The sequence below is a fragment of the Methylophilus sp. Q8 genome, assembly GCF_000800115.1.
Taxonomy (GTDB): Bacteria; Pseudomonadota; Gammaproteobacteria; order Burkholderiales; family Methylophilaceae; genus Methylophilus.
Genome location: NZ_JUHE01000001.1, coordinates 2,500,889 through 2,524,410, shown reverse-complemented (window position 1 = coordinate 2,524,410; position 23,522 = coordinate 2,500,889). Strand labels below are relative to the sequence as shown.

Here is a 23,522-nt window from a genome sequence, read left to right as displayed (position 1 = left end):
TTCAGGCATCTTGCTGTCAGCCCTTGTAATACGCCGTTCTGGCCATTACGCACATTTGAATTTCTTTAGGGCTGCAATTACAGCAAAAGAGCCGAGATTCCCCTTTTTACAGGCAATTCAATTCGGGCCTGCATGCTTAATAATCACCAACATAGGCCAAGAAACAAAACAAACAGGCCAGTAACCGGGATTTGGAATCAATTAAGGAGTGGCAAGCATGTCCTCACCATCGTTAAATGGATTGACGTTGAGTACATTGGCGGGAAAATTTTCTCACATGAAACTAAAGTCACAGCTGGGCTTGATGCTGGCTGTCCTTGGTTCAGGCATTGTCACGACCAGTTACCTGGATAATTTAGGCGATCGCGAATTAGCGATTCATGGCGCGCATTATCAGCAAATCATTAATCATAAAGACTTGATCGCCGATGTATTGCCCCCGCCTGAATATCTGATCGAATCCTGGCTCACCGTGCTTGAAATGGTGTCTTTAAACAACCAGCCTTTGCAAACGCTGGTGGATAAAGGCAACACACTGAAAAAATCCTTTGAAGAGCGCCACACTTATTGGCAAACCCAACTGCCGGAATCTACTTTGAAAAGCAGTGTGATTGGCCCTTTGTTTGAGAGTGGCAATCAATTTTTCAACGTGCGCGATAATGAAGTGATTCCTGCTATCCGTAGTGGTGACAAAAAGCAGATTGATCAGGCACTGGAAAGATTGCAGGCTGCGTATCAAAAGCATAGACTGGCAGTTGACGCTGTAGTCAAACAGGCCAGTGATGGTGCGTTACGTATAGAGCAACAAACGCCGGTATTGATTAACCACAATGAGTGGGTTAATTATGGCCTGAATATTGGCCTGATTCTGTTCACTGTGGCGGTGGGTTCGTTATTGATAGGATCTATCAGACGCAATGTGGGTGGTGAAACTTACGAAGCGTTAGAGGCGGCCAAAGGCATTGCCAACGGCGACTTTAGTAGCAGTTCAGAGTTGCACGCGAACAGCGATGATAATGTGATTCACGCTTTAAACCAGGCAAAAGCGACCTTGCGCACATTGGACCAGCAAATGACTTATGTCGTGGCTGAGCATGCCAAAGGCAACATCAAGGCAGTGATTGATGTTGACAAGTTTAGCGGTGAATATTGCAATATGGCGCAGGATATTAATCGCATGCTGACGATGCATGCCGATATTCTGCACAAAACCAGCCAGTCCATGCACTTGCTGGGGCAAGGTAATTTTGGCGCCCAGCTGGAGTCGCTGCCAGGCGATTTAAATGCCTTGAATGTCAGTTTTGACAGCTTGAAGAATAACGTTAAAACACTGATTTCAGATATGGCGCAGGTTTCTGCGGCCCATGCACAAGGTGAGATTGATGCCTTGCTGGATATCAGCCAGTTTGATGGCGACTTTAAAGCAGTGGCAGAAGGCGTGAACCACATGGTGACGGCCTATGTCCGCGATACAGAGAAGTTTATTGCGGTGATGGACAATATTGGCCGTGGCGACCTGACAGTACAACTGGAAGCCATGCCTGGCCAGAAAGCCGCCATGAACAAGAGCGTAGACCGCATCCGCGGCAACCTGAAAGGCATCGTCGACTCCGTTAACTGGGTCAATGCCGAGCATGAAAAGGGCAATATTGACATGACCTTGCGTGCAGATATGTTTAAAGGCCAGTTCTCGGTGCTCGCTGCCAGCATCAACCAGATTGTGGCCGGACACATTGAATTGAACCAAAAAGCCATGGCCTGTGTGCAGGCGTTTGGCGATGGCGACTTTGACGCGCCATTAGAGCGTTTTCCTGGCCAAAAAGCCCAAATTAATCAAACCATTGAACAAGTACGCAGTAATTTGAAAGCATTGAATGCCGATGCGCAAATGCTGGCAGAAGCTGCCCGTGAAGGCCGTGTGACTGTGCGCGCCAATGCCGCGAAACACCCTGGCGATTATCGCAAAATTGTTGAGGGCATGAACCAGACGCTGGATATGATTGTTGAGCCAGTGCTGACCGTGAAAGCGGCTGCCGAGTCTATCAATATTGCTGCCAAGGAAATCGCACAAGGCAATGCCGATCTCAGCCGTCGTACTGAAGACCAGGCCGCTAACCTGGAGAAAACAGCTTCCAGCATGGATGAACTGGCTTCAACCGTAAAACAGAATGCTGATAACGCCAAACAGGCCAATCATCTGGCCGCACAAGCCTCAGAAGTGGCGGTGAAGGGCGGTGAGGTGGTCAATGCGGTGGTAAATACCATGAGTGATATCAACGAAAGCGCACGCAAGATTGAAGACATTATTTCTGTCATCGACAGCATTGCTTTCCAGACCAATATCCTGGCGCTGAATGCGGCCGTGGAAGCAGCGCGTGCCGGTGAGCAAGGACGTGGCTTTGCGGTGGTAGCCAACGAGGTGGGTAATTTGGCCCAGCGTTCATCAGTCGCCGCACGTGAAATTAAAGAGTTGATTAACGATTCCGTTAACAAAACGGCAGAGGGTAGTCGCCAGGTAGAAGAAGCCGGCAACACCATGCATGAAATTGTGGATTCTGTGAAACGCGTCAGCGTCATTATCGGTGAGATCGCTTCGGCGTCTAACGAGCAAAGTGCAGGCATTGCCCTGGTAAACGATGCCGTGATCCGCATGGATGATGTGACCCAGCAGAATACTGCGTTGGTAGAACAAGCTGCCGCAGCGGCTGAATCGCTCATGGATCATTCAAATGAGCTGGCAACGGCTGTCGGTGTATTTATTGTGGATGGGCACGCAAAAGTGTCCGGCCATCAAGTTGGAAATGCGGGCTGGGGCGAATCATATCGCCAGGTCAGCAACGGTTAGGGCGGTTGCTATCGTCCTTTAATAAGTAGTACTTTTTATCAGGAGTTAAAAAAATGGCTGTGATTGATCGAGTGTTAATTGGTGAAGGTTTGGTTATCGAGGATCGCCCAGAGGGTGGCCTGGATTTGAAAAATGTGGCGCACATTGACTTAATTATGGGCCCACGCGGTAGCGCTGCAGAAGACGCATTTTGTCGTACGCTCACCGACCAAAAACAAGGGGTAAACGGTTTATTGGCGATTGCAGCGCCAAACATGATGGTAAAACCAAACACAGTGATGTTTAACAAAGTGACCATCAAAGATGGCCGTCAGGCAACACAAATGTTTGGCCCGGCGCAACGTGGCGTCGCGATGGCAGTGATGGATTGCGTTGCTGATGGCACGATTCCACTGGAAGAAGCAGATGACGTGTTTATTTGCGTTGGCGTATTCATTGACAGCAAAGCTGACATGGATGACCGTATCCAGGACTGGAACTATCGCGCAACCAAAATCGCGATTAAAGCCGCTGTTGCCCGTGAGCCTAAAGCCGCTGATGTGGTGAAACAATACAAAGAAGCCTTGCATCCATTTGCAGCGCAAACACCAGAAGCACAAAACCGTCGTGCTGATGACCAGTCTGCTGCATTGGCGATCTCTCAAATGCAAGAGCGCAGCAAATATGCACGCACCAGCGCTGAAGCCAAAGCCAAAGAAGAAAAGCAGGTTGAATTGGCTATTGCACAAATGAAAGATCGTATCGATACAACAAAGGCTTAATTTCCGGCCAATGTTAACCCAACGGATTTGCATAGGATAACGAAGTGAGTGCATTGAAAAAACAAGAACAGGAAGAGCGCGAGTTTTTGTTTACGCGCGATGATTTCGTCAGAATTAAAAGCCTGATTTATCGCCATGCAGGCATTTCATTATCCGATGCAAAGACCGATATGGTGTACAGCCGTATTGGTCGGCGTTTGCGTGCATTGGATATGCTCAGCTTCAAACAGTATCTGGACACGTTGGAAAAACATAACAATGCAGATGAGTGGCAGGCATTTACCAATGCACTGACCACGAATCTGACCTCATTCTTTCGGGAAGAGCATCACTTTCCGATATTAGCAGAACATTTGACCAAGCTTGCCGCACGCAAGCTGGCAAAACCGATCCGCATCTGGTGTTCAGCCGCATCGACCGGGGAGGAACCCTATTCGATCGCCATCACTGCATGCGAAGCGTTTAATACACTCAAGCCACCGGTTGAAATTATTGCCACTGACATTGACACCAATGTGCTGGCAACCGCCGCGGCGGGGGTTTACCCTCTGGATCGTATCAAGAAAATGGATGATGCCAGAGTACGCAAGTTTTTTGAAAGAGGCACCGGCAAGCACGATGGACTGGTGCGTATGAAGAAGGGCCTGCGTGAGTTGATTCATTTCCATCAGCTCAATTTGCTGGATACACAATGGCCATTTAACGATGGTTTTGACATCATCTTTTGTCGTAACGTCATGATTTATTTTGACAAGCCGACACAAGGCAAAATTATTGATAAGTTTGTCACCCTCATGCATGAAGACAGCTTGTTGCTGGCCGGACATTCGGAAAACTTTTTATATGTTTCCGATCACCTGCAACTGTTAGGAAAAACCGTCTATAAATTAAAAACCAGTGGCGCGGCACGTTCCAGCCTGTTTACGCATCGGAAATCGACATGAGTGTCATGCAAGAAGAAATTTCAAACACCCTGTATTTTGACAGGACGTTTAACACCAACGCCGCCAAAATATCACCAGGGGAGTATTACTACACCGATAAAGACATGCTGATCGTCACCGTGCTTGGCTCGTGTGTGTCTGCCTGTATCCGTGACAGCCGGACCGGCATTGGCGGCATGAATCACTTTATGTTGCCGGAAGGTGGCAGTGCGGATAAAGACAGCCCGGTATCAGAATCTATGCGTTATGGCACTTATGCCATGGAGGTGTTGATTAACCAGCTATTGCGTAATGGCGCCAAGCGTGAAAATCTCGAAGCCAAAATTTTTGGCGGCGGCAATGTCTTGCGCAGCTTTACCACCAATAACGTCGGTGACCGCAATGCGGCCTTCGTGAAAAAATATCTCAAGGAAGAGGGCATTAAAGTGACCGGCGAAGACTTGCTGGATATTTATCCGCGCAAGGTCTATTTTTTTCCAAAAACCGGCAAGGTGTTGGTTAAAAAACTGAAACAACTGAACAACTACACATTGGTCAAACGCGAACAAGCTTACTCAAGCAAGTTGCAGACAAACGATGTGGGTGGGGATATCGATTTGTTTTAATAATAATTAAAAAAAGAGGACATGCCATGAAAACAAAAGTACTCGTCATTGATGACTCTGCGTTAATACGCAGCCTGCTGAGCGAAATTATCAATGACACCAAGGATCTGGAAGTGGTGGGCACTGCCCCGGATCCGCTGGTTGCGCGAGAAATGATCAAGCAACTGAATCCGGACGTGCTGACGCTGGATGTGGAAATGCCACGTATGGACGGCCTGGATTTTCTGGAAAAGCTCATGCGTTTGCGCCCGATGCCAGTGCTGATGGTCTCTACGCTGACTGAAAAGGGCTCAGAGATCACATTGCGCGCGTTGGAGCTGGGTGCAACAGATTTTGTGACCAAGCCTAAAATGGGGATTTCGCAAGGCATGCAACAGTATGCTGATGAAATTACAGACAAAATCCGTACGGCCTCCAGAGCGAAAGTCAGTACCTTGCAAAGTATTGCCAAAGCCTCTAATACACAGGTGCAGCAAAATGCGATCCGCAACCCACTTATCAGTAGTGAAAAGTTATTGATTATTGGCGCCTCTACCGGCGGTACAGAGGCGATTAAGTCAGTGTTGATGCAAATGCCATCTGATTGCCCGGGTATTTTGATTACCCAGCATATGCCGGCAGGATTTACTAAGTCTTTTGCCGAGCGCTTAAATACCTTGTGCAAAATTGCGGTTAAAGAGGCGGTGGATGGCGAACGTGTGCTGCCAGGCCATGCCTATATTGCACCAGGTGATAAACATCTGTTGCTGGGCAGAAGCGGCGCCAACTATGTGACCAAGCTGTCAGACAGTGAGCCCGTGAATAGACATAAGCCTTCAGTCGATGTATTGTTTGATTCTGCAGCGACCAATGCGGGTAAGAACGCAGTGGGGATTATCCTGACCGGCATGGGCAAGGATGGGGCGGCAGGGATGCTGCGCATGAAAAATGCCGGTGCCTATAATTTCTCGCAAAATGAAGAAAGCTGCGTAGTGTATGGCATGCCGCGCGAGGCAGTCGCGCACGGTGGCGTCCATGAGGTGGGTCATTTAAAAGACCTGCCACGAATGGTGCTACATTATTTAGCTACTAATAGTGAACGTGCCCTGCGTGTTTAACGTAGTGGTGAACAAACAGACAATTCCCGGTTTTATCGACAATAGCATTGTGCATCACATATCAGATAATCAATGCTACGGGATAGGTAACTAATGATAGTGGAGTAACAAATGGGCAACCCTAATACAAAATTTCTGGTAGTGGACGACTTTTCCACCATGCGTAGAATCGTACGTAACCTGCTCAAGGAGTTGGGTTATAACAATGTGGAAGAGGCCGAAGATGGCGCGGATGCATTGAACAAATTGCGTAATGGTGATTTTGAGTTTGTAGTGTCTGACTGGAATATGCCGAACATGGATGGTTTAACCATGTTGCAGAATATTCGTGCAGACAACAAATTATCCAAGCTGCCGGTATTGATGGTCACGGCCGAAGCGAAGAAAGAAAACATTATTGCGGCGGCACAAGCGAAAGCCAATGGTTATGTGGTGAAACCATTTACGGCCGCTACCCTGGAAGAGAAATTATCCAAAATCTTTGAAAAATTGGAAAAAGGCGAGGTGTAACCATGACCGAAGCTGTCAATCCGAATCAGGACAATCTTGTCGTGGACATTGCTTCCACCATGATGCAAGAGCTGAACGGAAATCAACAAGAAGAAATGATCAGCCGTATTGGCCACATGACACGCTCATTGCATGACAATTTGAGCGGATTGGGCTACGACAAGGTGCTGGAGCAGGTGGCTCAGGAGATTCCTGATGCGCGTGACCGCTTGAGTTATGTCGCAAAAATGACAGAGCAGGCCGCAGAGCGTGTGTTAAATGCCACAGACCAGGCGACACCGCTGCAGTCTGAATTGGCGGACCGTGCGACGGCGTTAAAACAGCGCTGGGAAGAGGTAATGCAACGCGCATCGCTGAAATCAGAATATGATGCCGTGGTGCAAGAAACATTGGCTTATTTATCACTGGCCAACGAGCATACCACCACGACTAAATCGTTGTTGATGGATATTATGATGGCGCAGGACTTCCAGGATCTGACTGGCCAGGTGATTAAAAAAGTCACTAGCCTGGCACAAGATCTGGAAAGACAGTTGGTGCAAGTGCTGGTGGACTTTGCACCGCCAGTCAAAAAAGATGATGATTCCTTGCTGAATGGCCCACAAATCGACCCGCATAATACCGTCGACGTCGTGGCTAACCAGGAGCAGGTGGATGACCTGTTGGACAGCCTTGGCTTTTAAGTGCTACAGACCATGGTCTACAAAAAAGGCATCTCACGATGCCTTTTTTATTTATTGAAATCCAATGCGCTGTTCTGGCTGAAGTGCGGCTAATTCGTCATCGGAATACAAGCGGCCACGCGTAATAAAAGCCATACCGCTACCACAATCAAGCGAAAATGAACCACTGGAACCCGGCATGGCATCCAGAATGGTATGCGTGCTGTGCATAAAGCTGAAATGGCTATCGCTCATATAAAAAATAGCGCCGCCTGGTAACTCACCCAGCTTGACGTCTGCCGGACTAGGCCGGAACTCTGCGGCTGGCAGGCACATAGGCCCACTGCCTTCGCAGCAGCCACCAGACTGAAAAAACACGATAGGGCCATGTTGTGCGGTGAGTTGCTCAATCAGCGCCACTGCGGACGGTGTTGCAGAAACACGCTCTGTCATTATTCTTCCCCCGTTAATATTTGCATGATGTGATTATAGATAAAAAAAGGAGCGAAAAATTCGCTCCTTTTTCTAAGCCGTTATATTCGTCAGGCATTTACCCGGCAATTAGAAGAATCCTAATTTTTTCGGGCTGTAGCTGACCAGCATGTTTTTGGTTTGCTGATAATGATCCAGCATCATTTTGTGCGTTTCACGGCCGATGCCAGACTCTTTGTAGCCACCAAATGCCGCATGCGCTGGATATGCATGGTAACAGTTGGTCCATACACGGCCAGCCTTAATACCACGACCCATACGGTAAGCACGGCTGCCATCACGCGTCCATACTCCTGAGCCCAGGCCAAAGATGGTGTCGTTCGCAATGCTCAAGGCTTCTGCTTCATCTTTAAATGTCGTCACTGCCAATACCGGCCCAAAAATTTCTTCCTGGAAGATACGCATTTTGTTGTGGCCTTTGAACAGTGTTGGCTTGACGTAGTAGCCTTCAGCCAAATCGCCGCCCAACACATTACGCTCACCGCCACACAGCAGTTGCGCGCCTTCCTGGCGACCGATGTCCATGTAAGACAAGATCTTGTTCACTTGATCCTGGGAGGCTTGTGCGCCGATCATGGTGTTTGGATCCAGCGGGTTGCCTTGCTTGATGGCGGCCACGCGTGGCAATACACGCTCCATAAACTTGTCGTAAATGGATTCTTGAATCAATGCACGGGAAGGGCAGGTACAGACTTCGCCCTGGTTGAAGGCAAACAGCACCAGGCCTTCAACGGCTTTATCCAGGAAGTCATCGTCAGCTGCCATGATGTCTTCAAAGAATACGTTAGGCGATTTACCGCCCAATTCTAGCGTTGCCGGGATCAGGTTGCTCGCCGCGGCTTGCGCAATGTAGCGGCCAGTGGCGGTAGAGCCAGTAAAGGCGATTTTGGCGATACGCTTGCTGGTAGACAATGGTGCGCCCACTTCGCGGCCAAAACCGTTGACGACGTTGATCACACCAGGCGGCAGCAAATCTGCAATCACTTCCATCAAAATCAGCAAGCTGATCGGGGTGAACTCTGCTGGCTTCATGACCACCACGTTACCCGCTGCAACGGCCGGTGCCAGTTTCCAGGCGGCCATCAGGATAGGGAAGTTCCAAGGAATAATTTGACCGACAACGCCCAGTGGCTCGTGGAAGTGGTAAGCCACGGTATTTTCATCCAGCTCACTGATGCTGCCTTCTTGTGCGCGCAAAGCACCGGCAAAGTAGCGGAAGTGGTCTGCGGCCAATGGAATATCGGCATTCAGTGTTTCGCGGATAGGTTTGCCGTTATCTACGGTTTCTGCAGTCGCAATCAGCTCAAGATTCTGCTCAATGCGGTCAGCAATCTTCAACAATAAGTTAGAACGTTCAACCACAGAGGTTTTACCCCATTTGTCCGCCGCCGCGTGTGCAGCGTCCAACGCCAGTTCCACATCTTCAGCACTGGAACGTGCAGCTTGGGTATATGGCTTGCCGGTAATTGGTGAAATCGCATCAAAATACTCACCTTTAACCGGTGCTACCCATTTGCCACCGATAAAGTTGTCATACTTGGCTTTGTATGGGACTTTTACGCCCATCGCTTTTAAAAGGTCCAAACTCATAGTTACTCCTGTACTTTTTGTATTAGTGTCGTAGCAGAACTGCTCTCCAAACCGCTTACATCAAATCGCAACTAGATATCGCGATAAACATCCGTTAACACCTTATTTTACAAGGCTTAGGCGTCTGTTTGTGTGCTAAACATTAAACCTTCATAGTAACAAAAGCAAGCCTTTTCAGATAACTTTTTTATGATTTATAAGATAGAAGAGTGCGGTTATCACACACGGTTTCATGGCCAGTTTGTGTGGGTATTCACATGAAAATAATCGATTAAATTATTTGGCGGCGACGAGTTTTATGGGCTATAATCGCGCCTTCTTTCGGAGAGATGGATGAGCGGTTTAAGTCACCACCCTGGAAAGGTGGCATAGGGGCAACTCTATCGAGGGTTCGAATCCCTCTCTCTCCGCCAAATATAAAAAGCACCCCTCGGGGTGCTTTTTTATTTTCAGAGCTATTATCCAGAGCAGTGCTATTTCTTTTTATCGCCTTTAAGCGTTTCCGTGGGGAGTGGCTTTTTACCGCTAATGCTGACATCTTTTTTCAGGTTGGCTAATGTTGCCTGGCCAATGCCTGGAACCTGATCCAATTCATCTACAGATTTAAAGCCGCCGCTCTTTTTGCGATATTCAATGATGGCTTGTGCTTTTGCCGGGCCGATGCCATTCAGGCTTTCTAATTCGGCCTGGCTGGCGGTATTGATATCGACAACGGCATAAGCGGCTGGTAACAGAATGAAATACATTAAATAAGCCAGTATGGTTTGCTTCATATATCCTCCGTAGGGTCAAAAATAAAAAACAGGCTCAATGGCCTGTTTTTTATTGTACTGACTCGCTATAGATACAAATGCACGTGCGGCTTAATATTGTTAATTTATATTAAATATTTTTAATTATCGTGTTTAGTGCAACAAGCGGGTCAGGCGCTTGTGTAATGGGGCGACCAATCACCAGGTAGTGTGCGCCTAGTGTTAATGCTTGTTCTGGTGTGACGATTCTGGTTTGATCGTCCTGGTTCGCGTCAAGTGGGCGAATGCCAGGCGTTACCAGGCAGAAAGCAGCACCTAAAGCTTCTTTAAGCATCTGCGCCTCTTGTGCCGAGCAGACCACGCCATTCAAACCCGCTTGTTGTGTCATGGTGGCCAGTGCTAGCACATGTTCATTTAAAGAACGTTGTATGCCCAGGCTATGCAAGGTGGCTTCATCCATGCTGGTTAATACAGTGACGGCAATTAACAGTGGGGCATTGCTGCCAAAGGCTTTGTCCAGGCCTTCACGTGCCGCTTGCATCATGGGTAAGCCGCCACTGGCATGGACATTTAACATCCAGACGCCAAGGTTGGCCGCTGCCTGACAGGCTTTGGCGACAGTATTGGGAATGTCGTGGAATTTTAAATCCAGAAAAACATCGTATTCGCGTTTGACCAGTGACTCCACAAACGCCGGACCGGCGGCCGTAAATAACTCTTTGCCGACTTTGAGTTTGCAGAGTGTTGGGTCCAGGCGGTCGACGAGGGCGGTGGCAGACGCAGCATCTGCGTAGTCCAGGGCGACAATAATTTTGCTATCAGTCATAGGTGGTGAATGTGTTCCGGTTAGTGAAAGCTACTTGCGTTTGAGCAGTTTGATATCTCTGATGGTCGCCTCAGTCGGCTCTGGTGGCAGTGATTCCCAGGCGTTACAGGCCGGGCATTGCCAGTGATATTGCTTGGCGCGGAAACCGCACTGGTCGCAATAGTATGCGGCGCGGTCACCAATGGCATTGCGCACGGTCTGTTGCATCAGTTGCAAGTCGTGCTGTTCGTCCTCCAGCATGGCACGCGCTTGCAGCAACTGATCCAGCGACTTCAGGCTGGGTTTGCGAATTAGCTCATTACGTGCCAGTTTGGCGGCTTTGTCAGCGCCCTCTGCTTGCAGTGTCGCTTCATAGAGTACGGACATCATGCTGCTGATTTGATAGGTTTCCAGGTATTGATGTAATTGGTTCAGGCCTTCGCTGAGACCTTTGCTTATCTTGTTGGATTCAGCGTCACTTTCGCCATAAAGCAGTGAGTAGCTTTTGAGCATTTTTTGCGCCACAAGGCCCAAGTGCTCCGGTGCCTGCATTTCAATGCGCTTCCAGAGCGCGATGGCGTCTGTATGATGGCCTTGCTGCGCGGCGATGTCACCTAGCAACACATTGGCGCGTACACAGTTTTTATTAGCGTCCAGCGCTTGTTCCAGCTGTGTTTTGGCATGCGCCCAATCCTGGCGAATCATGGCATTGGCGGCCAGTTCACAGTAATATTGTGCGACCTCTTTGCGGTAAGAAATGCCAGAAGAGCGTTCCAACTCTATAGCAATGGCAATGGCTTGTGACCACTCGCGCTCTTTGACATAGATTTCAAGCAAATGGCGCAAGGCAGCTTGTTCATAGCGTGTATGACGCAAGGTTTTGAAAATCTCTTCAGCGCGGTCATACAAACCAGCTTTAAAGTAATCCTGTGCTAACTCGACCTTGATCGAGGTCGATTGTTGTTCGGTGAGTTCATAGTTCTCGAGCAAGTTCATGTGCAGGTGGATGGCGCGGTCTGTTTCCCCGGTGCGGCGGAACAGGCTACCGAGCACAAAGTGCAGCTCCAGAGAGTCTTTGTTGAGATAGAGCGCTTCACTAAATGCATCAACGGCTTTATGGTACTGGTCTGCAATCAGCAGGTTCAGGCCTTTAAAATAGGTGGCTGGCAGTGAGGTGGATTCAGCAATCAATTGCTTGATATCGACACGGGCGGCAATCCAGCCCAGCGTAAAAAACAGCGGCAGAATCAATAGCCACCAATATTCAAATTCAACCAGCATAGGAAGTCTCTTTTCAGGTCAGGCTTTATTTTACCCAAGCAGTGGTCGATGCGCTATGAATAGCGTTGATCACAGGTAAAAAAAACGGTATCCGAAGATACCGTTTTTTGCTTACTACTTAATCAAAAAATTAAGATTCGATAGCGTCTACGCGGTCACGCAGCTCTTTACCCGCTTTAAAGTGCGGCACGTACTTGGCCGGAACTTGTACTTTTGTACCAGTTTTCGGGTTACGTCCCAGACGAGGCGGGCGGTAGTTGAGGCTAAAGCTGCCAAAACCGCGTATTTCGATACGCTCACCCGTCGCCAGGTTTTCCGTCATCGCATCGAGGATGGTTTTGACGGATAACTCGGCATCTTTAAGCACTAATTGCGGAAAGCGCTGGGCAAGTAAGTCTATCAGTTCAGATCTTGTCATGATCTAAAACCTTCTTACTTTTTGCTGTCCAGCTTGGCTTTCAACAAAGCACCCAAGTTGGTTGTGCCAGCAGAAGCTTCGTCGATCATTACATCGTCAGCTTTTGCTTTCTTGGCTTTTGGTTTGCCAGATTTGTCGTCACCAATCGGAGCGCTGTTGCCGCTAGGATCTTCGGTCAATTGTTTCACGCCCAGAGAGATACGCTCTTTCTCAACGTCAATGCCCAGGATAACTGCTTGCAGCTCGTCACCTTTTTTGAAGTTGCGGATCGCTTCTTCACCGGATTGTGTCCAGGACAGGTCAGACAAGTGAACCAAGCCATCGATGCCGCCTGGCAGACCGATAAATACACCAAAGTCAGTAATAGACTTAATTTGGCCTGATACTTTGTCGCCTTTAGCGTGCGTTGCAGCGAAATCATCCCATGGGTTTGGTTTGCACTGCTTCATACCCAGTGACAAACGACGACGGTCTTCGTCGATTTCCAGGATCATGACTTCAACTTCGTCGCCCAATTGAGCGATTTTGCCCGGGTGGATGTTCTTGTTAGTCCAGTCCATCTCAGACACGTGTACCAAACCTTCAATGCCTGGTTCCACTTCAACAAACGCGCCGTAGTCAGTCAGGTTAGATACTTTACCGAACAGGCGTGTACCTACTGGGTAACGGCGGCTCAATGCCACCCATGGGTCGTCGCCCAATTGTTTGATGCCCAGAGAAACACGGTTTTTCTCTTGGTCGAACTTCAGGATCTTGGCTTCAACTTCTTCACCAACTGTCAGCACTTCAGATGGGTGCTTCACACGGCGCCATGCCAAGTCAGTGATGTGCAACAGGCCATCGATACCACCCAGATCCACGAACGCGCCGTAGTCGGTGATGTTTTTAACGATACCTTTGATCACTGCGCCTTCAGTCAGGCTGCCCAACAGTGCTTCACGGTCGGCACCCAGGGTGTCTTCCATCACTGCGCGGCGGGAAACCACAATGTTGTTACGCTTACGGTCCAGTTTGATGACTTTGAAGTCCCACTCTTTGTTTTCGTAAGGAGTAGTATCTTTTACTGGACGAATGTCTACCAGTGAACCTGGCAAGAATGCCATGATGCCGCTGACAGAAACACGCAGACCGCCTTTAACACGGCTGCTGACAAAACCTTTGACCACGCGGCCTTCGTTCATGGCTTCTTCCAGATCCAGCCATGCTTGCATTTTCTTCGCTTTTTCGCGAGACAGTTGTGTAGAACCAAAACCATCTTCCAGCTTTTCGATCGCTACTTTAACGAAGTCGCCAACGGCAACTTCCAGCTCGCCTTGAGCATTTTTAAATTCGCTAGCGTTTATCACGCTCTCGGATTTCAGGCCAGCGTTAACGATAACGAAATCATTGTCTACAGAAACTACTTCGGCGGTGATCACTTCACCTGCGCGCATTTCCTGGCGAGCCAGGCTTTCTTCGAAGAGGGCTGCAAAAGATTCCATGGAAGAGGATGTATTAGAAATAGAAGCCATTAAAAAATTGTCCAATTTTTACTCGCATGAACGACAGACATCCTTCAGCGAGCCACTGTCACGCAGGTGCGCAAACAATGGAAAAGGTTAAAAAATATTGCCCAAGCATGACTTGAGCAATCCGAATCCAAAACTATACACAAAAAAATTATTGAGTTCAATGACTTATGCGGTTTTTTATGCTGTTTGGCTGGCTTTTTTAAAGGCTTCGATAATGATGTTCACGGCTTGCTCGATATTCTTGTCTGTTGTATCAAGCAAAATGGCATCTGGCAATTGTTTCAACGGGGCGGCGGCGCGCTGGCTATCGCGTAAGTCGCGCTGTTGCAAATCTTCCAGAATAAGTGCGTAGTCGGCAGACTCACCACGTTGCAGTAATTGTTCATAACGGCGTTTGGCACGCGTTTCGACGGCAGCAGTCAGGAAAATTTTCAACCCGGCATCCGGGAAAATCACCGAGCCAATGTCGCGGCCATCGCCTACCAGCCCCGGCGCTTTCCTGAAGTTGCGTTGTGTTTGCAGCAATGCTGTACGCACGTCTGGATGTACGGCCACTTCAGACGCGCCTTTGCCCATTTGCTCGGTGCGGATATGGGCACTGACTTGTTGACCATCCAGATAAGCCTCACCGTTCTCAAACTTAATATCCAGTTTGCCAGCAATCGCCGCCAGCTTGCTGGCATCAGACCAGGCGACGTTTTGTTGATAGGCAGCATACGCTAGCAGCCGGTAAATGGCCCCGGAATCCAGGTAGTGGAAGCCAAAATGCTTGGCCACGCGCTCGGCGACGCTGCCTTTACCAGAAGCGGAGGGGCCATCAATAGCGATGACTGGCAGAAGAGAGATATTCGTCATAAATTTTACTTATCAAATGCTTTAAAACAATGAATTGGATTTTGATTTTGCGCTTTTGTAACATGTAACCATCGTATTCAAGGAGCCTACCATGATTAAAACCGCCTCATTCGCCATGCTGCATTTCAGCGTTGCTTTTACCGTTGCCTATCTGCTAACTGGCAGCATGCTGGTGGGCGGGCTCATGGCACTGGTAGAGCCGGCTTGTAATACCGTCGTGTTCTATTTTCACGAACGTGCCTGGCAGCGTCATCAGCATGGCCATGCTGTTACACCGGCAGAGCCGGATGAGCATGAGTGGGCGTATGCGGCTTGAGCAGCTTAACGCGCAATGCTGGCAAATACTTTAAAGTATTCTGGAAACGTTTTGCCCACGCACTTTGGATCATTAATGGTAATCGGCACACCAGCCAGGCTGATCAGTGAAAAACACATGGCCATGCGGTGATCATCGTAGGTATCGATCACTGCATTCGGCGTCAGTTGTGCCGGTGGCGTAACTTGAATGTAGTCAGCGCCTTCCACGACAGTGGCACCTACTTTGCGTAATTCTGTGGCCATGGCAGCAATACGGTCTGTTTCCTTTACGCGCCAGCTGGCGATATTGCGTAAAGTAGTTGTACCTTCGGCAAACATCGCCATTACACCCAATGTCATGGCAGCATCCGGGATATGGTTACAATCGAGGTCAATCGCTTTTAATGAGGGTGTTTTTTCGGCGCGCACATGGTTTTCGCCGTAGCTGATACGGCCGCCCATCAAGTTGGCGGCTTCTGCAAAACGGATATCGCCCTGGATACTCTGCTCGCCAACGCCGTTAACAGTGACATCGCCAGCCAAAATACCTGCTGCAATAAAGTAAGAGGCGCTTGAAGCATCGCCTTCAACATAAATCTCGCCCGGCGATTGATAACGCGCCGCTGCCGGAATGTGAAAACGCTCCCAGCCATCACGTTGCACGGTGACACCAAAACGCTGCATCAGGTTAAGCGTGATTTCAATATAAGGCTTTGAGATGAGTTCGCCGACGACCTCAATGCTGGCCGCTTGACCAGTTAATGGCAGTGCCATCAGCAACGCGGTTAGAAATTGGCTGGATACATCGCCGCGGATTTTGATCGCCTGGCTGACATCCAGCTGGGCAGGGGAAATCTGCAGGGGAGGGTAGCCATCGTTTGCCTGGTATGCTACTTGGGCACCGGCTTGCCTTAATGCATCGACCAGATCGCCGATCGGGCGTTCGTGCATGCGCGCAATGCCGTGCAAGTGATAGTCGCCGCCAGAAAAAGCCAGCGCAGCCGTGAGTGGCCTGAACGCCGTGCCTGCATTGCCTAAAAATAAATCGGCCTGTTTGTTGGGAAAATTGCCACCACAACCGGTGACTTGCCAGGCATTTTCGCCAATGTTTTCCAGTTTAATGCCTAAAGCCGTTAAGGCTTCCAGCATCCTGGCCGTGTCGTCTGAGGCCAATAAATCGCGAATGACTGTTACGCCATCGGCAAGTGCCGCCAGCAACAAGGTGCGGTTAGAGATACTTTTGGAGCCTGGCAGCGTAATCGCGCCTTGTGCCTGGTGTGCAGCGGGTAAATGCAGTTGTTCCATAATTGTAGACTAATTATTGAGTTTTAGACTTGGCCCAGTCGTTGCGCGCACGGCTGGCATGATCAAACAGGGCTTGTAGCGCATTGCCGTTACCTTGCTCCAGCAAGCTGGTCATCTCGCTCAGCGCTTGCTGGTAAGCATTTAGTTCACGTAATAATGCGTCTTTGTTGGCCAGTGCAATATCGCGCCACATTTCAGGATGACTGCCCGCAATGCGTGTAAAGTCACGGAAACCACTGGCAGCAAATTTAAACAGTAATTCGGCGTTATCGCGTTTGGCCAGATCCTCTACCAAGGCGAACGCCAATAAATGCGGCAAATGGCTGACTGCGGCAAACACACTATCGTGTTCCTGCGCAGTCATGCTCGAAACGATGGCGCCACATTGTTGCCACAGCGTGGTCACTTTGGCGAGCGCGTCAGCATCTGTGTCTGCATTGGGTGTCAGAATGACGTTTTTGCCGATATATAAATCTGCCATTGCGGCTGATGGGCCACTCTTTTCAGCGCCGGCAATGGGGTGGCCGCCGACAAACTGGCCGACTTTATCGCCTAACTCAGCCTTCGCATAAGCCATGACGTCGGATTTTGTACTGCCTGCATCTGTAATGACAGTGGTATCACTTAAATGTGGATAAATGGCACGCAAAATAAGCGGTGTTTGTGCAACTGGCGTTGCAAGCAATACCAGGTCGGCACCTTGTAACGCCTTGCCGATATCGGTTTCTACCGTGTCAATCAAGCCAAGTTGCAGCGCTTCTTGTAAACTCTGGCCAGAACGACCGACGCCGGTGATTTGTGGTGAGTGGGGCTGTTTTTTCAGTGCAAGTGCTACTGAGCCCCCGATCAAACCTACCCCGAAAATCACAATTTTTTTGAACATAAGCGAATTGTACCATGTCATATAAATGCGCTTGAAGTTTGGTTCACCAGCTTTTCAAGCGTATAATCCCAAGATTGCATTGGGGCTGACCCGGTTTCGACGTGGGTTGCAAAGCAGTGCAGGGCATACCGAGGATTCAGGTTCCCTCGTAAATCCATCTGAACAAGTATAGTCGCAAACGACGAAACTTACGCTTTAGCCGCTTAATCCCGGCTGAACGCTGCACCGAAGAGCTTCTCGGTCGGGCTGGGTAACCGGCAGCAGCGTCATTTAGAGAAGATCGTGGTGTATTGGGTTACTTAATACATCATTAAATCCAAGGTGACTCGCTTTACAGTTGCTTGCTCGTTGGTGAGTGTACGGTTAAATTAAACAACACAGCTAAGTATGTAGAACTGTCTGTGGAGGGCTTGCGGACGGGGGTTCGATTCCCCCCAGCTCCACCAAACAAAGTAGTTGAAGAAATGCTTTTAAGATATTGTTTTAAAATATCTTTCAAGTGATATAAATAGGGTGATATAAAAAAAGCCAGTCCAATGTGACTGGCTTTTTTACGCCTGTTCCCAGTCGATAAAATGGTATTTTAATTATCCTAGCAACAGTTCCTTTTTTAAACGCTTGCAATAACGTCGCTTGGTGAGCGTGTTCATCTCATCAAACAGCATCATTTTCCATAAATACTTGGTTTCAACTAATTCTGCATCCAGCGTGGTTTCATCGGCATAGCTTTTTAATACTCTTTGACGGTGGCCGATACGATAGGGTGCAAATGCCCGCCTCTTAATGATGTTCAATTTGATATCAGGCGCAGTTTGTTTTCCGGATAGCCATCGATCGATCACATCTGATTTGACATCCAGTAGCTGCCTGAGCTCAGCGATGGACAGCGTTCCCAGATATTCACCAATCTTGAGGCACCAAATTAAGCTGTATTGTGTATGTAATTTCTTTAAGCGTTTTCTGTCTTGCATAGCAACTCCCGTAAAACCTTGCAAACCACATCTGGATATTAACACTTGTTTTGCCTATGTTAATTAAACTGATGCGACTATTGTTAAATCATTTGAGTATGCATTTACGGCAATGGCATTGATACAGTTGTATTAATATTCGTATAATGTATATTATGTTAAATTATTGGTTCAGCTGTTTACCCTGTTGCTTGAACAGAAAAAGCACGTTGTTGAAATCTGGTGAATGCTTAATCTGCATCATCTGCGTGCTCGTCGAAGATCTCTCTGAAACGATTGGCGAGTTTTTTGAATGCGTTGAGTATGACGGGGTCAAAATGCGCTGGCTGTGTTCGGCCATCACCTTGCATGATGATTTGCAACGTGAGTTCATGCGTAAATGCGGATTTATATGGGCGCTTGCTGCGTAGCGCATCATATACATCACTCATCATCATGATGCGTGCGGATAATGGGATTTCCTCGCCTTTTAAGCCATTGGGGTAACCACTGCCATCCCAGCGCTCGTGATGGTTCAAGGCGATTTCTGCACCCATGATGGTAAATGGCGAGGTGCTTTTACCGTGTCCCAGAATACTGTTACCTAATACGGTATGTGTTTTCATGACTTCCCATTCTTCATCAGTGTGCGGGCCTGGCTTGAGCAAAATATGGTCCGGAATACCAATTTTTCCGACATCATGTAATGGGCTGGCATGATAAATGGTGTCAATAAAATTTGAGTCCATGCCTAAATCGGCAGCCAGTTCCTTACAGTAAAAGGCAATGCGGTGAATATGGTCGCCGGTTTCTTTGTCCCTGAATTCGGCGGCACGCATAATGCTGAACATGGAGTCAAAATAACTGGTGAGCAATTGCGCGGTTCGCTCTTCTACCTGTATCTCCAGTGTATGGCTATAGTCGGTCAGAAAGTCATTATATTCTTTCAGGCGCAGCAAGTTACGCACCCTGATCCAAAGCTCGGCCCGGTCTACAGGTTTGGTGACAAACTCTTCAACACCGCATTGCAAGGCACGCATTCTCGAGGTGCGGTCTATCAGCGCCGTGAGCATAATAATCGGGATGATTTTCGTCGCTTCATTATTTTTCAATTGCTCAGCCAGCTCGAAGCCGTTCAATACCGGCATCATGGCATCCAGCAGAATCAGGTCTGGTTGATGGCTTAAGGTCATTTCCAGCGCCATTTTGCCATCGTGGGCTTGCAGCGTGGCGTAGCCTTCAGCGGTGAGCAAGGCCTCCAGATAGGCGCGATTATTTTCTTCATCATCGACAATCAGAATGGTCTTGCGCGTGACTTTCATATCCATGTGCCGGGTCCCCTGCGAGCTTATTTTCTGGTGAAGTCTGCGTTAAAGTAAGGCATCCACTGTTTGCAGAAACTCTTTATAGCGGATAGGTTTGGCGATATAGCTGTCGCACCCTGCCTGGCGCATTTTTTCTTCATCCCCCTTCATGGCAAAGGCGGTGAGCGCGATAATCTTGATATGACTGGTTTGACTGTCCTCTTTAAGCAGTCGTGTCGCTGTCAGGCCATCCATGCCTGGGAGCTGAATATCCATGAGGATTACTTCGGGTAACAAGCTGCGTGCAATACCAAGGCCATCCAGGGCGTTAACGGCCTGCAATACCTCGTGCCCTGCGCTTTCAAGCAACAGCTGCGCCAGTTTCATATTGTTAGGATTGTCTTCAACAATAAGTATTCTTGCCATGCTCGCCCCTATGTTTTTTATATTATGACTGCTTGGCCTGGCCAGCCAATGCGCGATGCACTTCACTTAAAAAATTACCGTGATTAAATTCAGACTTTTCGAGAACGGCTAATACATGGCCCTTGAGAATGTGGTGTTCTTCAGGTGCCAGGAATTTTGAGGTGACAATAATGATCGGAATTTTTGCCGTGCGTTTGTCCTGTTTTAGCTCTTCGACTACCTCAAAACCATTGGCTTCAGGCATCATCAAATCGAGGATAATCAGGTCAGGCTTCTGTTGCTTGGCTATTTGAGTGGCCTCATGGCCGCCATAAGCGCGCATCACCGAGTATCGGGCATGCTCAAGGTAAGATGAAATGATTTCTACAGCTTTAGGGTCATCGTCGACAACCAGTACTTTCACGCTTGCTTGATCGTTGGCCGGGGATGTAAACCCCAGTTTGCCAAGCGCAGTTTGCAAATCATCGGCAGAGACCGGTTTTTGCAATACCTGTGCGGCACCGAGTGATAAGCCTCGATTACTGTCAGCGACAATAGACAGGATAACCACCGGAATATGGGCCAGTTTCTGATTGGCCTTGAGTTTAGCCAAAAATTCCCAGCCATCCATGCCCGGCAGCAAAATATCCAGCGTAATTAAATCGGGCGGTGCAGCATCTGCCAAAATGGCCAGGGCAATTTCGGCCGTGGCCGCGCGCGTCACACGGCAATGGTCAGACTCCAGTTGCAACCTGATCAAGTCGGCGGCACGGTCATCATCCTCCAGGACCAGCACATGCGGTGATTCTTTATTTAATAACTGACTGGCGGTTTCTTTTGCCTGGTTAATGGGGTTTGCAGGGGCCAGCAGATTGACCTTATATTGCAGCCAGACAGTGAACGTACTGCCCTCCCCTGGCGTGCTGCGGACTGCGACTGCTCCGCCATGCAGCTCTGCCAGTTTGCGCACGAGCGCTAACCCCAGTCCTGTGCCTTCAAAACGCCTGGAAAGCGTGCTTTCCAGTTGAACAAAGGGTTGGAACAGGCGCTCAATGTCCTGCGCCTCAATGCCTATCCCGGTATCAGTAATGGATATCTGGATGAATTGTTGCGCGTTACCTATGGACGCTATCTGGTGCTGCGGAATATCTTTGATTTGCTCAAGGACGGCTGCGCGTTCAAGCAGCCTGGCTTGCAAGGTAATCTGCCCGCCTTCGGGCGTAAATTTTACGGCATTGGACAACAGGTTATAAATAATCTGTTTCACTTTACGTGCATCCAGCCACGCATTGCCCAAGTCTTCGGATAAATCCGCTTGCAGTTTGATATGTTGCGTTGCTGCTTTTTCCTTAATAATAGAGAGGCTGTTTTGCAACAGCACTTGAACGTCGGCGATCTCCGGCTCAAGCTCCATGCGGCCTGCTTCAATTTTTGACAGATCCAGTACATCATTAATTAATGACAGCAGGTGTTGCCCGCTTTCAAAAATATCACTGACGTATTCTTTTTGCTTATCGGCCAACGGCCCAACGAAGCCATCCCGCAATATCTCGGAGAAGCCGATAATTGCATTGAGTGGTGTGCGTAGCTCATGCGACATCGTGGCGAGGAATTCAGATTTCATGCGGTCTGCTTCGAGTAGCTGCTCATTTTTCGAGCCGATTTCTTCGCTGCGCAGGTGCAATTGCTCGGCCAGTAACTTGAGGTCACCATATTGTTGAATATTATGCAGCGCGACACCAAGCTGCGCAGCCAAGCGCTCGATAAAGGTTTGGTCGCGCTCGGTAATGACCTGGCTGGCGGCAAGCACCAGCACGGCCAGGCGCTTCTCCTGATAAGTGACCGGGCAGATGATGATGCCGGCCGGCTTGATCGACACCAGCCCTGCCTCAATGGTCAACGATGGCAGCACATCAATATCGCTCAGTATCAGTGTCTGGTTCTTTTGAATAGCCTCGCCGATCACGCCATGGCCCAATTTAAACTCGTTGAGAATGTCTATCGGGGCCGCATGTGTGCTTTCAATGCGATAGCATCCACTCCATTCGTCATAGCCATAAATGGCCGAGACTGGCAGCGCATGATTGTTGGCCAGGATATCCAGCATGCCTGACAAAATCTTCGAGCGGTCATAATTAGCATTAAATAACCTTAAGACCTTACTATGCGTTTGGTCATAAGTCGCAGCATGGGTCAGATCAACTTCAATCTGTTTAAAGTCACTGACATTGCGTGCAACCATGGATAAATGTGTTGGCACGCCATCGGCATCCTTGTGCACCACAATCACCTGCGAGACCGGAATTTCTATGCCAGTACGGGTAATGTATGCCGATTCCCCGCTCCAGACACCAGTACTCAATGCAGCAGGAATCGCCTTGTGCTGGATTAAGTCTGCCGCCCACTCTGGCCGCATATGTGCAATGCCCTGAAATGCGATGTCTTCATTCTCACCAATGCCCAGCAGCTTGCGCCCGCCTCTGTTCAGGTAAAAGTAATCCCCCTGCAGGTTCGCATTGGCGATGAGGTCCGGTGAAGCATCAAGGATATCCGTGAGTCGCCTTTGTTCTGCAGAGGCTTGCTTGCGAATATGGAGGTCGCGCTGAATACGCCAGATCAGCAGTGGGAAAAAAATCAAAATGGCGATAGACATCACCGCAAACAGCGTCAGCAGGTCTTTGGCGTGGCTCTGTTCAGATAGTGTGCGGTCGGTGAGCAGGTTCTGTTCTTCAAGTGACATCGCACTAAAGACCCCACGAATTTCAAGCATATCTTCGCGGCGGATATAGTCTTTGCGTAGAATCTCTTTTAATTTATCGGCCGAAGTGGTACGTGCAGTCTCAATAATGTGATTAAAGTAAATAATCCGCTTATCAATTAATTGCCTTAATTGGGTGATTTGCTGCTGCTGGAAATAATTGTCTTTGGTCAGTACGGCAAGTTCTGTGACATCTTTTTGCAAGTCGGCCAACGCAGCATCGCGGCGTGTAATAGAACTATCATCAGCCGTGAGCAGAAAGCCTCGTTGTGAAACTTCCAGTTGATTGAATAGCACCAGGCCTTTATCCAGCTTGGAGATGACTTCGTTGGTGTGGCTGACCCAGCGGTTATTTTCAGCAAAGCGCTGCAGGTAAACCATGCTGGTAATGCCAAGCAACACGAGTAATGCGAAGAAACTGATGAATCCATAAATAATGACGGATTCCAGCGCCCACACTTCTTTTTTTTGCGAACTCATACTGATGAAACC

General features: G+C 48.8%; 22 protein-coding genes, 1 tRNA gene and 1 other RNA gene. 10 read left to right on the top strand and 14 right to left on the bottom strand.

The window, feature by feature from the left end:
• The first annotated feature begins 277 nt into the window (after positions 1-277).
• The 7 genes from GQ52_RS11940 (at position 278) to cheZ (ending at position 7,445) form a co-directional block, all read left to right on the top strand.
• Complete coding sequence (locus GQ52_RS11940) at positions 278-2,845, top strand: methyl-accepting chemotaxis protein (protein WP_047518005.1); 2,568 nt, start codon at positions 278-280, stop codon at positions 2,843-2,845.
• Positions 2,846-2,898: 53 nt separating this feature from the next.
• Positions 2,899-3,606 (top strand): formaldehyde-activating enzyme, encoded by a 708-nt coding sequence (gene fae / locus GQ52_RS11935; protein ID WP_019882312.1) that lies wholly within the window; start codon positions 2,899-2,901, stop codon positions 3,604-3,606.
• Between the two features lie 44 nt (positions 3,607-3,650).
• On the top strand, positions 3,651-4,550 hold the full coding sequence (locus tag GQ52_RS11930) for a CheR family methyltransferase (RefSeq protein WP_019882313.1): 900 nt from the start codon (positions 3,651-3,653) through the stop codon (positions 4,548-4,550).
• Positions 4,547-5,155 (top strand): chemoreceptor glutamine deamidase CheD, encoded by a 609-nt coding sequence (gene cheD / locus GQ52_RS11925; RefSeq protein ID WP_019882314.1) that lies wholly within the window; start codon positions 4,547-4,549, stop codon positions 5,153-5,155. The genes GQ52_RS11930 and cheD overlap by 4 nt, the downstream gene beginning before the upstream one ends.
• A 26-nt stretch (positions 5,156-5,181) precedes the next feature.
• On the top strand, positions 5,182-6,252 hold the full coding sequence (locus tag GQ52_RS11920; protein WP_019882315.1) for a chemotaxis response regulator protein-glutamate methylesterase: 1,071 nt from the start codon (positions 5,182-5,184) through the stop codon (positions 6,250-6,252).
• 111 nt (positions 6,253-6,363) lie between these two features.
• A complete protein-coding gene (gene cheY, locus GQ52_RS11915) occupies positions 6,364-6,762 on the top strand; it encodes a chemotaxis response regulator CheY (protein WP_019882316.1) in 399 nt (132 codons plus the stop codon).
• Positions 6,763-6,764: 2 nt separating this feature from the next.
• The gene (gene cheZ / locus GQ52_RS11910; RefSeq protein ID WP_024931256.1) at positions 6,765-7,445 is read left to right on the top strand and encodes a protein phosphatase CheZ; all 681 of its coding nucleotides are present in this window, start codon (positions 6,765-6,767) and stop codon (positions 7,443-7,445) included.
• 51 nt (positions 7,446-7,496) lie between these two features.
• Here cheZ and GQ52_RS11905 read toward each other — a convergent pair whose 3' ends face one another.
• Complete coding sequence (locus GQ52_RS11905) at positions 7,497-7,877, bottom strand: DUF779 domain-containing protein (protein ID WP_019882318.1); 381 nt, start codon at positions 7,875-7,877, stop codon at positions 7,497-7,499.
• A gap of 108 nt (positions 7,878-7,985) precedes the next feature.
• Positions 7,986-9,506 carry an aldehyde dehydrogenase family protein gene (locus tag GQ52_RS11900; RefSeq protein WP_019882319.1) on the bottom strand — a complete coding sequence of 507 codons (1,521 nt, stop codon included), beginning with the start codon at positions 9,504-9,506 and terminating at the stop codon, positions 7,986-7,988.
• A 323-nt stretch (positions 9,507-9,829) separates the two neighbouring features.
• Here GQ52_RS11900 and GQ52_RS11895 point away from each other — a divergent pair.
• Positions 9,830-9,919 (top strand) — tRNA-Ser (locus GQ52_RS11895).
• A gap of 60 nt (positions 9,920-9,979) precedes the next feature.
• On the opposite strand, the gene GQ52_RS11890 is transcribed toward GQ52_RS11895, so the two are convergent.
• The 6 genes from GQ52_RS11890 to cmk all read right to left on the bottom strand — a co-directional run bounded on the left by GQ52_RS11890 (position 9,980) and on the right by cmk (position 15,128).
• Positions 9,980-10,279 carry a ComEA family DNA-binding protein gene (locus GQ52_RS11890; protein WP_047518004.1) on the bottom strand — a complete coding sequence of 100 codons (300 nt, stop codon included), beginning with the start codon at positions 10,277-10,279 and terminating at the stop codon, positions 9,980-9,982.
• 109 nt (positions 10,280-10,388) lie between these two features.
• Complete coding sequence (gene pyrF / locus GQ52_RS11885) at positions 10,389-11,084, bottom strand: orotidine-5'-phosphate decarboxylase (protein WP_047518003.1); 696 nt, start codon at positions 11,082-11,084, stop codon at positions 10,389-10,391.
• 30 nt (positions 11,085-11,114) lie between these two features.
• Positions 11,115-12,344 (bottom strand): lipopolysaccharide assembly protein LapB, encoded by a 1,230-nt coding sequence (lapB, locus tag GQ52_RS11880; RefSeq protein ID WP_019882323.1) that lies wholly within the window; start codon positions 12,342-12,344, stop codon positions 11,115-11,117.
• 130 nt (positions 12,345-12,474) lie between these two features.
• Entirely contained in the window at positions 12,475-12,762 is a 288-nt protein-coding gene (locus tag GQ52_RS11875; RefSeq protein ID WP_018985241.1) for an integration host factor subunit beta, read from the bottom strand.
• A 14-nt stretch (positions 12,763-12,776) separates the two neighbouring features.
• The gene (gene rpsA / locus GQ52_RS11870) at positions 12,777-14,243 is read right to left on the bottom strand and encodes a 30S ribosomal protein S1 (RefSeq protein ID WP_019882325.1); all 1,467 of its coding nucleotides are present in this window, start codon (positions 14,241-14,243) and stop codon (positions 12,777-12,779) included.
• A 207-nt stretch (positions 14,244-14,450) separates the two neighbouring features.
• A complete protein-coding gene (gene cmk / locus GQ52_RS11865) occupies positions 14,451-15,128 on the bottom strand; it encodes a (d)CMP kinase (protein ID WP_047518002.1) in 678 nt (225 codons plus the stop codon).
• 91 nt (positions 15,129-15,219) lie between these two features.
• On the opposite strand from cmk, the gene GQ52_RS11860 reads away from it, so the two are divergent.
• Entirely contained in the window at positions 15,220-15,444 is a 225-nt protein-coding gene (locus tag GQ52_RS11860; protein ID WP_047517999.1) for a DUF2061 domain-containing protein, read from the top strand.
• A gap of 5 nt (positions 15,445-15,449) precedes the next feature.
• Here the strand turns inward: GQ52_RS11860 and aroA are convergent, their stop codons facing one another.
• Both aroA and GQ52_RS11850 read right to left on the bottom strand, forming a co-directional pair.
• A complete protein-coding gene (gene aroA, locus GQ52_RS11855; RefSeq protein ID WP_047517998.1) occupies positions 15,450-16,730 on the bottom strand; it encodes a 3-phosphoshikimate 1-carboxyvinyltransferase in 1,281 nt (426 codons plus the stop codon).
• A gap of 13 nt (positions 16,731-16,743) precedes the next feature.
• Positions 16,744-17,613 (bottom strand): prephenate dehydrogenase/arogenate dehydrogenase family protein, encoded by an 870-nt coding sequence (locus GQ52_RS11850; protein ID WP_232411389.1) that lies wholly within the window; start codon positions 17,611-17,613, stop codon positions 16,744-16,746.
• Between the two features lie 81 nt (positions 17,614-17,694).
• Here GQ52_RS11850 and ssrA point away from each other — a divergent pair.
• Positions 17,695-18,059: a transfer-messenger RNA gene (gene ssrA / locus GQ52_RS14005) on the top strand.
• A gap of 141 nt (positions 18,060-18,200) precedes the next feature.
• Here the strand turns inward: ssrA and GQ52_RS11845 are convergent.
• From GQ52_RS11845 to GQ52_RS11830, 4 genes are all read right to left on the bottom strand, one after another.
• Entirely contained in the window at positions 18,201-18,584 is a 384-nt protein-coding gene (locus tag GQ52_RS11845) for a hypothetical protein (protein WP_019882357.1), read from the bottom strand.
• Between the two features lie 230 nt (positions 18,585-18,814).
• Positions 18,815-19,891: a two-component system response regulator gene (locus GQ52_RS11840; protein WP_024931247.1), complete on the bottom strand. Its 1,077-nt coding sequence runs from the start codon at positions 19,889-19,891 to the stop codon at positions 18,815-18,817.
• Between the two features lie 42 nt (positions 19,892-19,933).
• Positions 19,934-20,293, bottom strand: coding sequence for a response regulator (locus GQ52_RS11835; protein ID WP_024931246.1), 360 nt, complete (start codon positions 20,291-20,293; stop codon positions 19,934-19,936).
• Positions 20,294-20,315: 22 nt separating this feature from the next.
• Positions 20,316-23,510: a response regulator gene (locus tag GQ52_RS11830; protein ID WP_047517993.1), complete on the bottom strand. Its 3,195-nt coding sequence runs from the start codon at positions 23,508-23,510 to the stop codon at positions 20,316-20,318.
• Positions 23,511-23,522 lie beyond the last annotated feature (12 nt).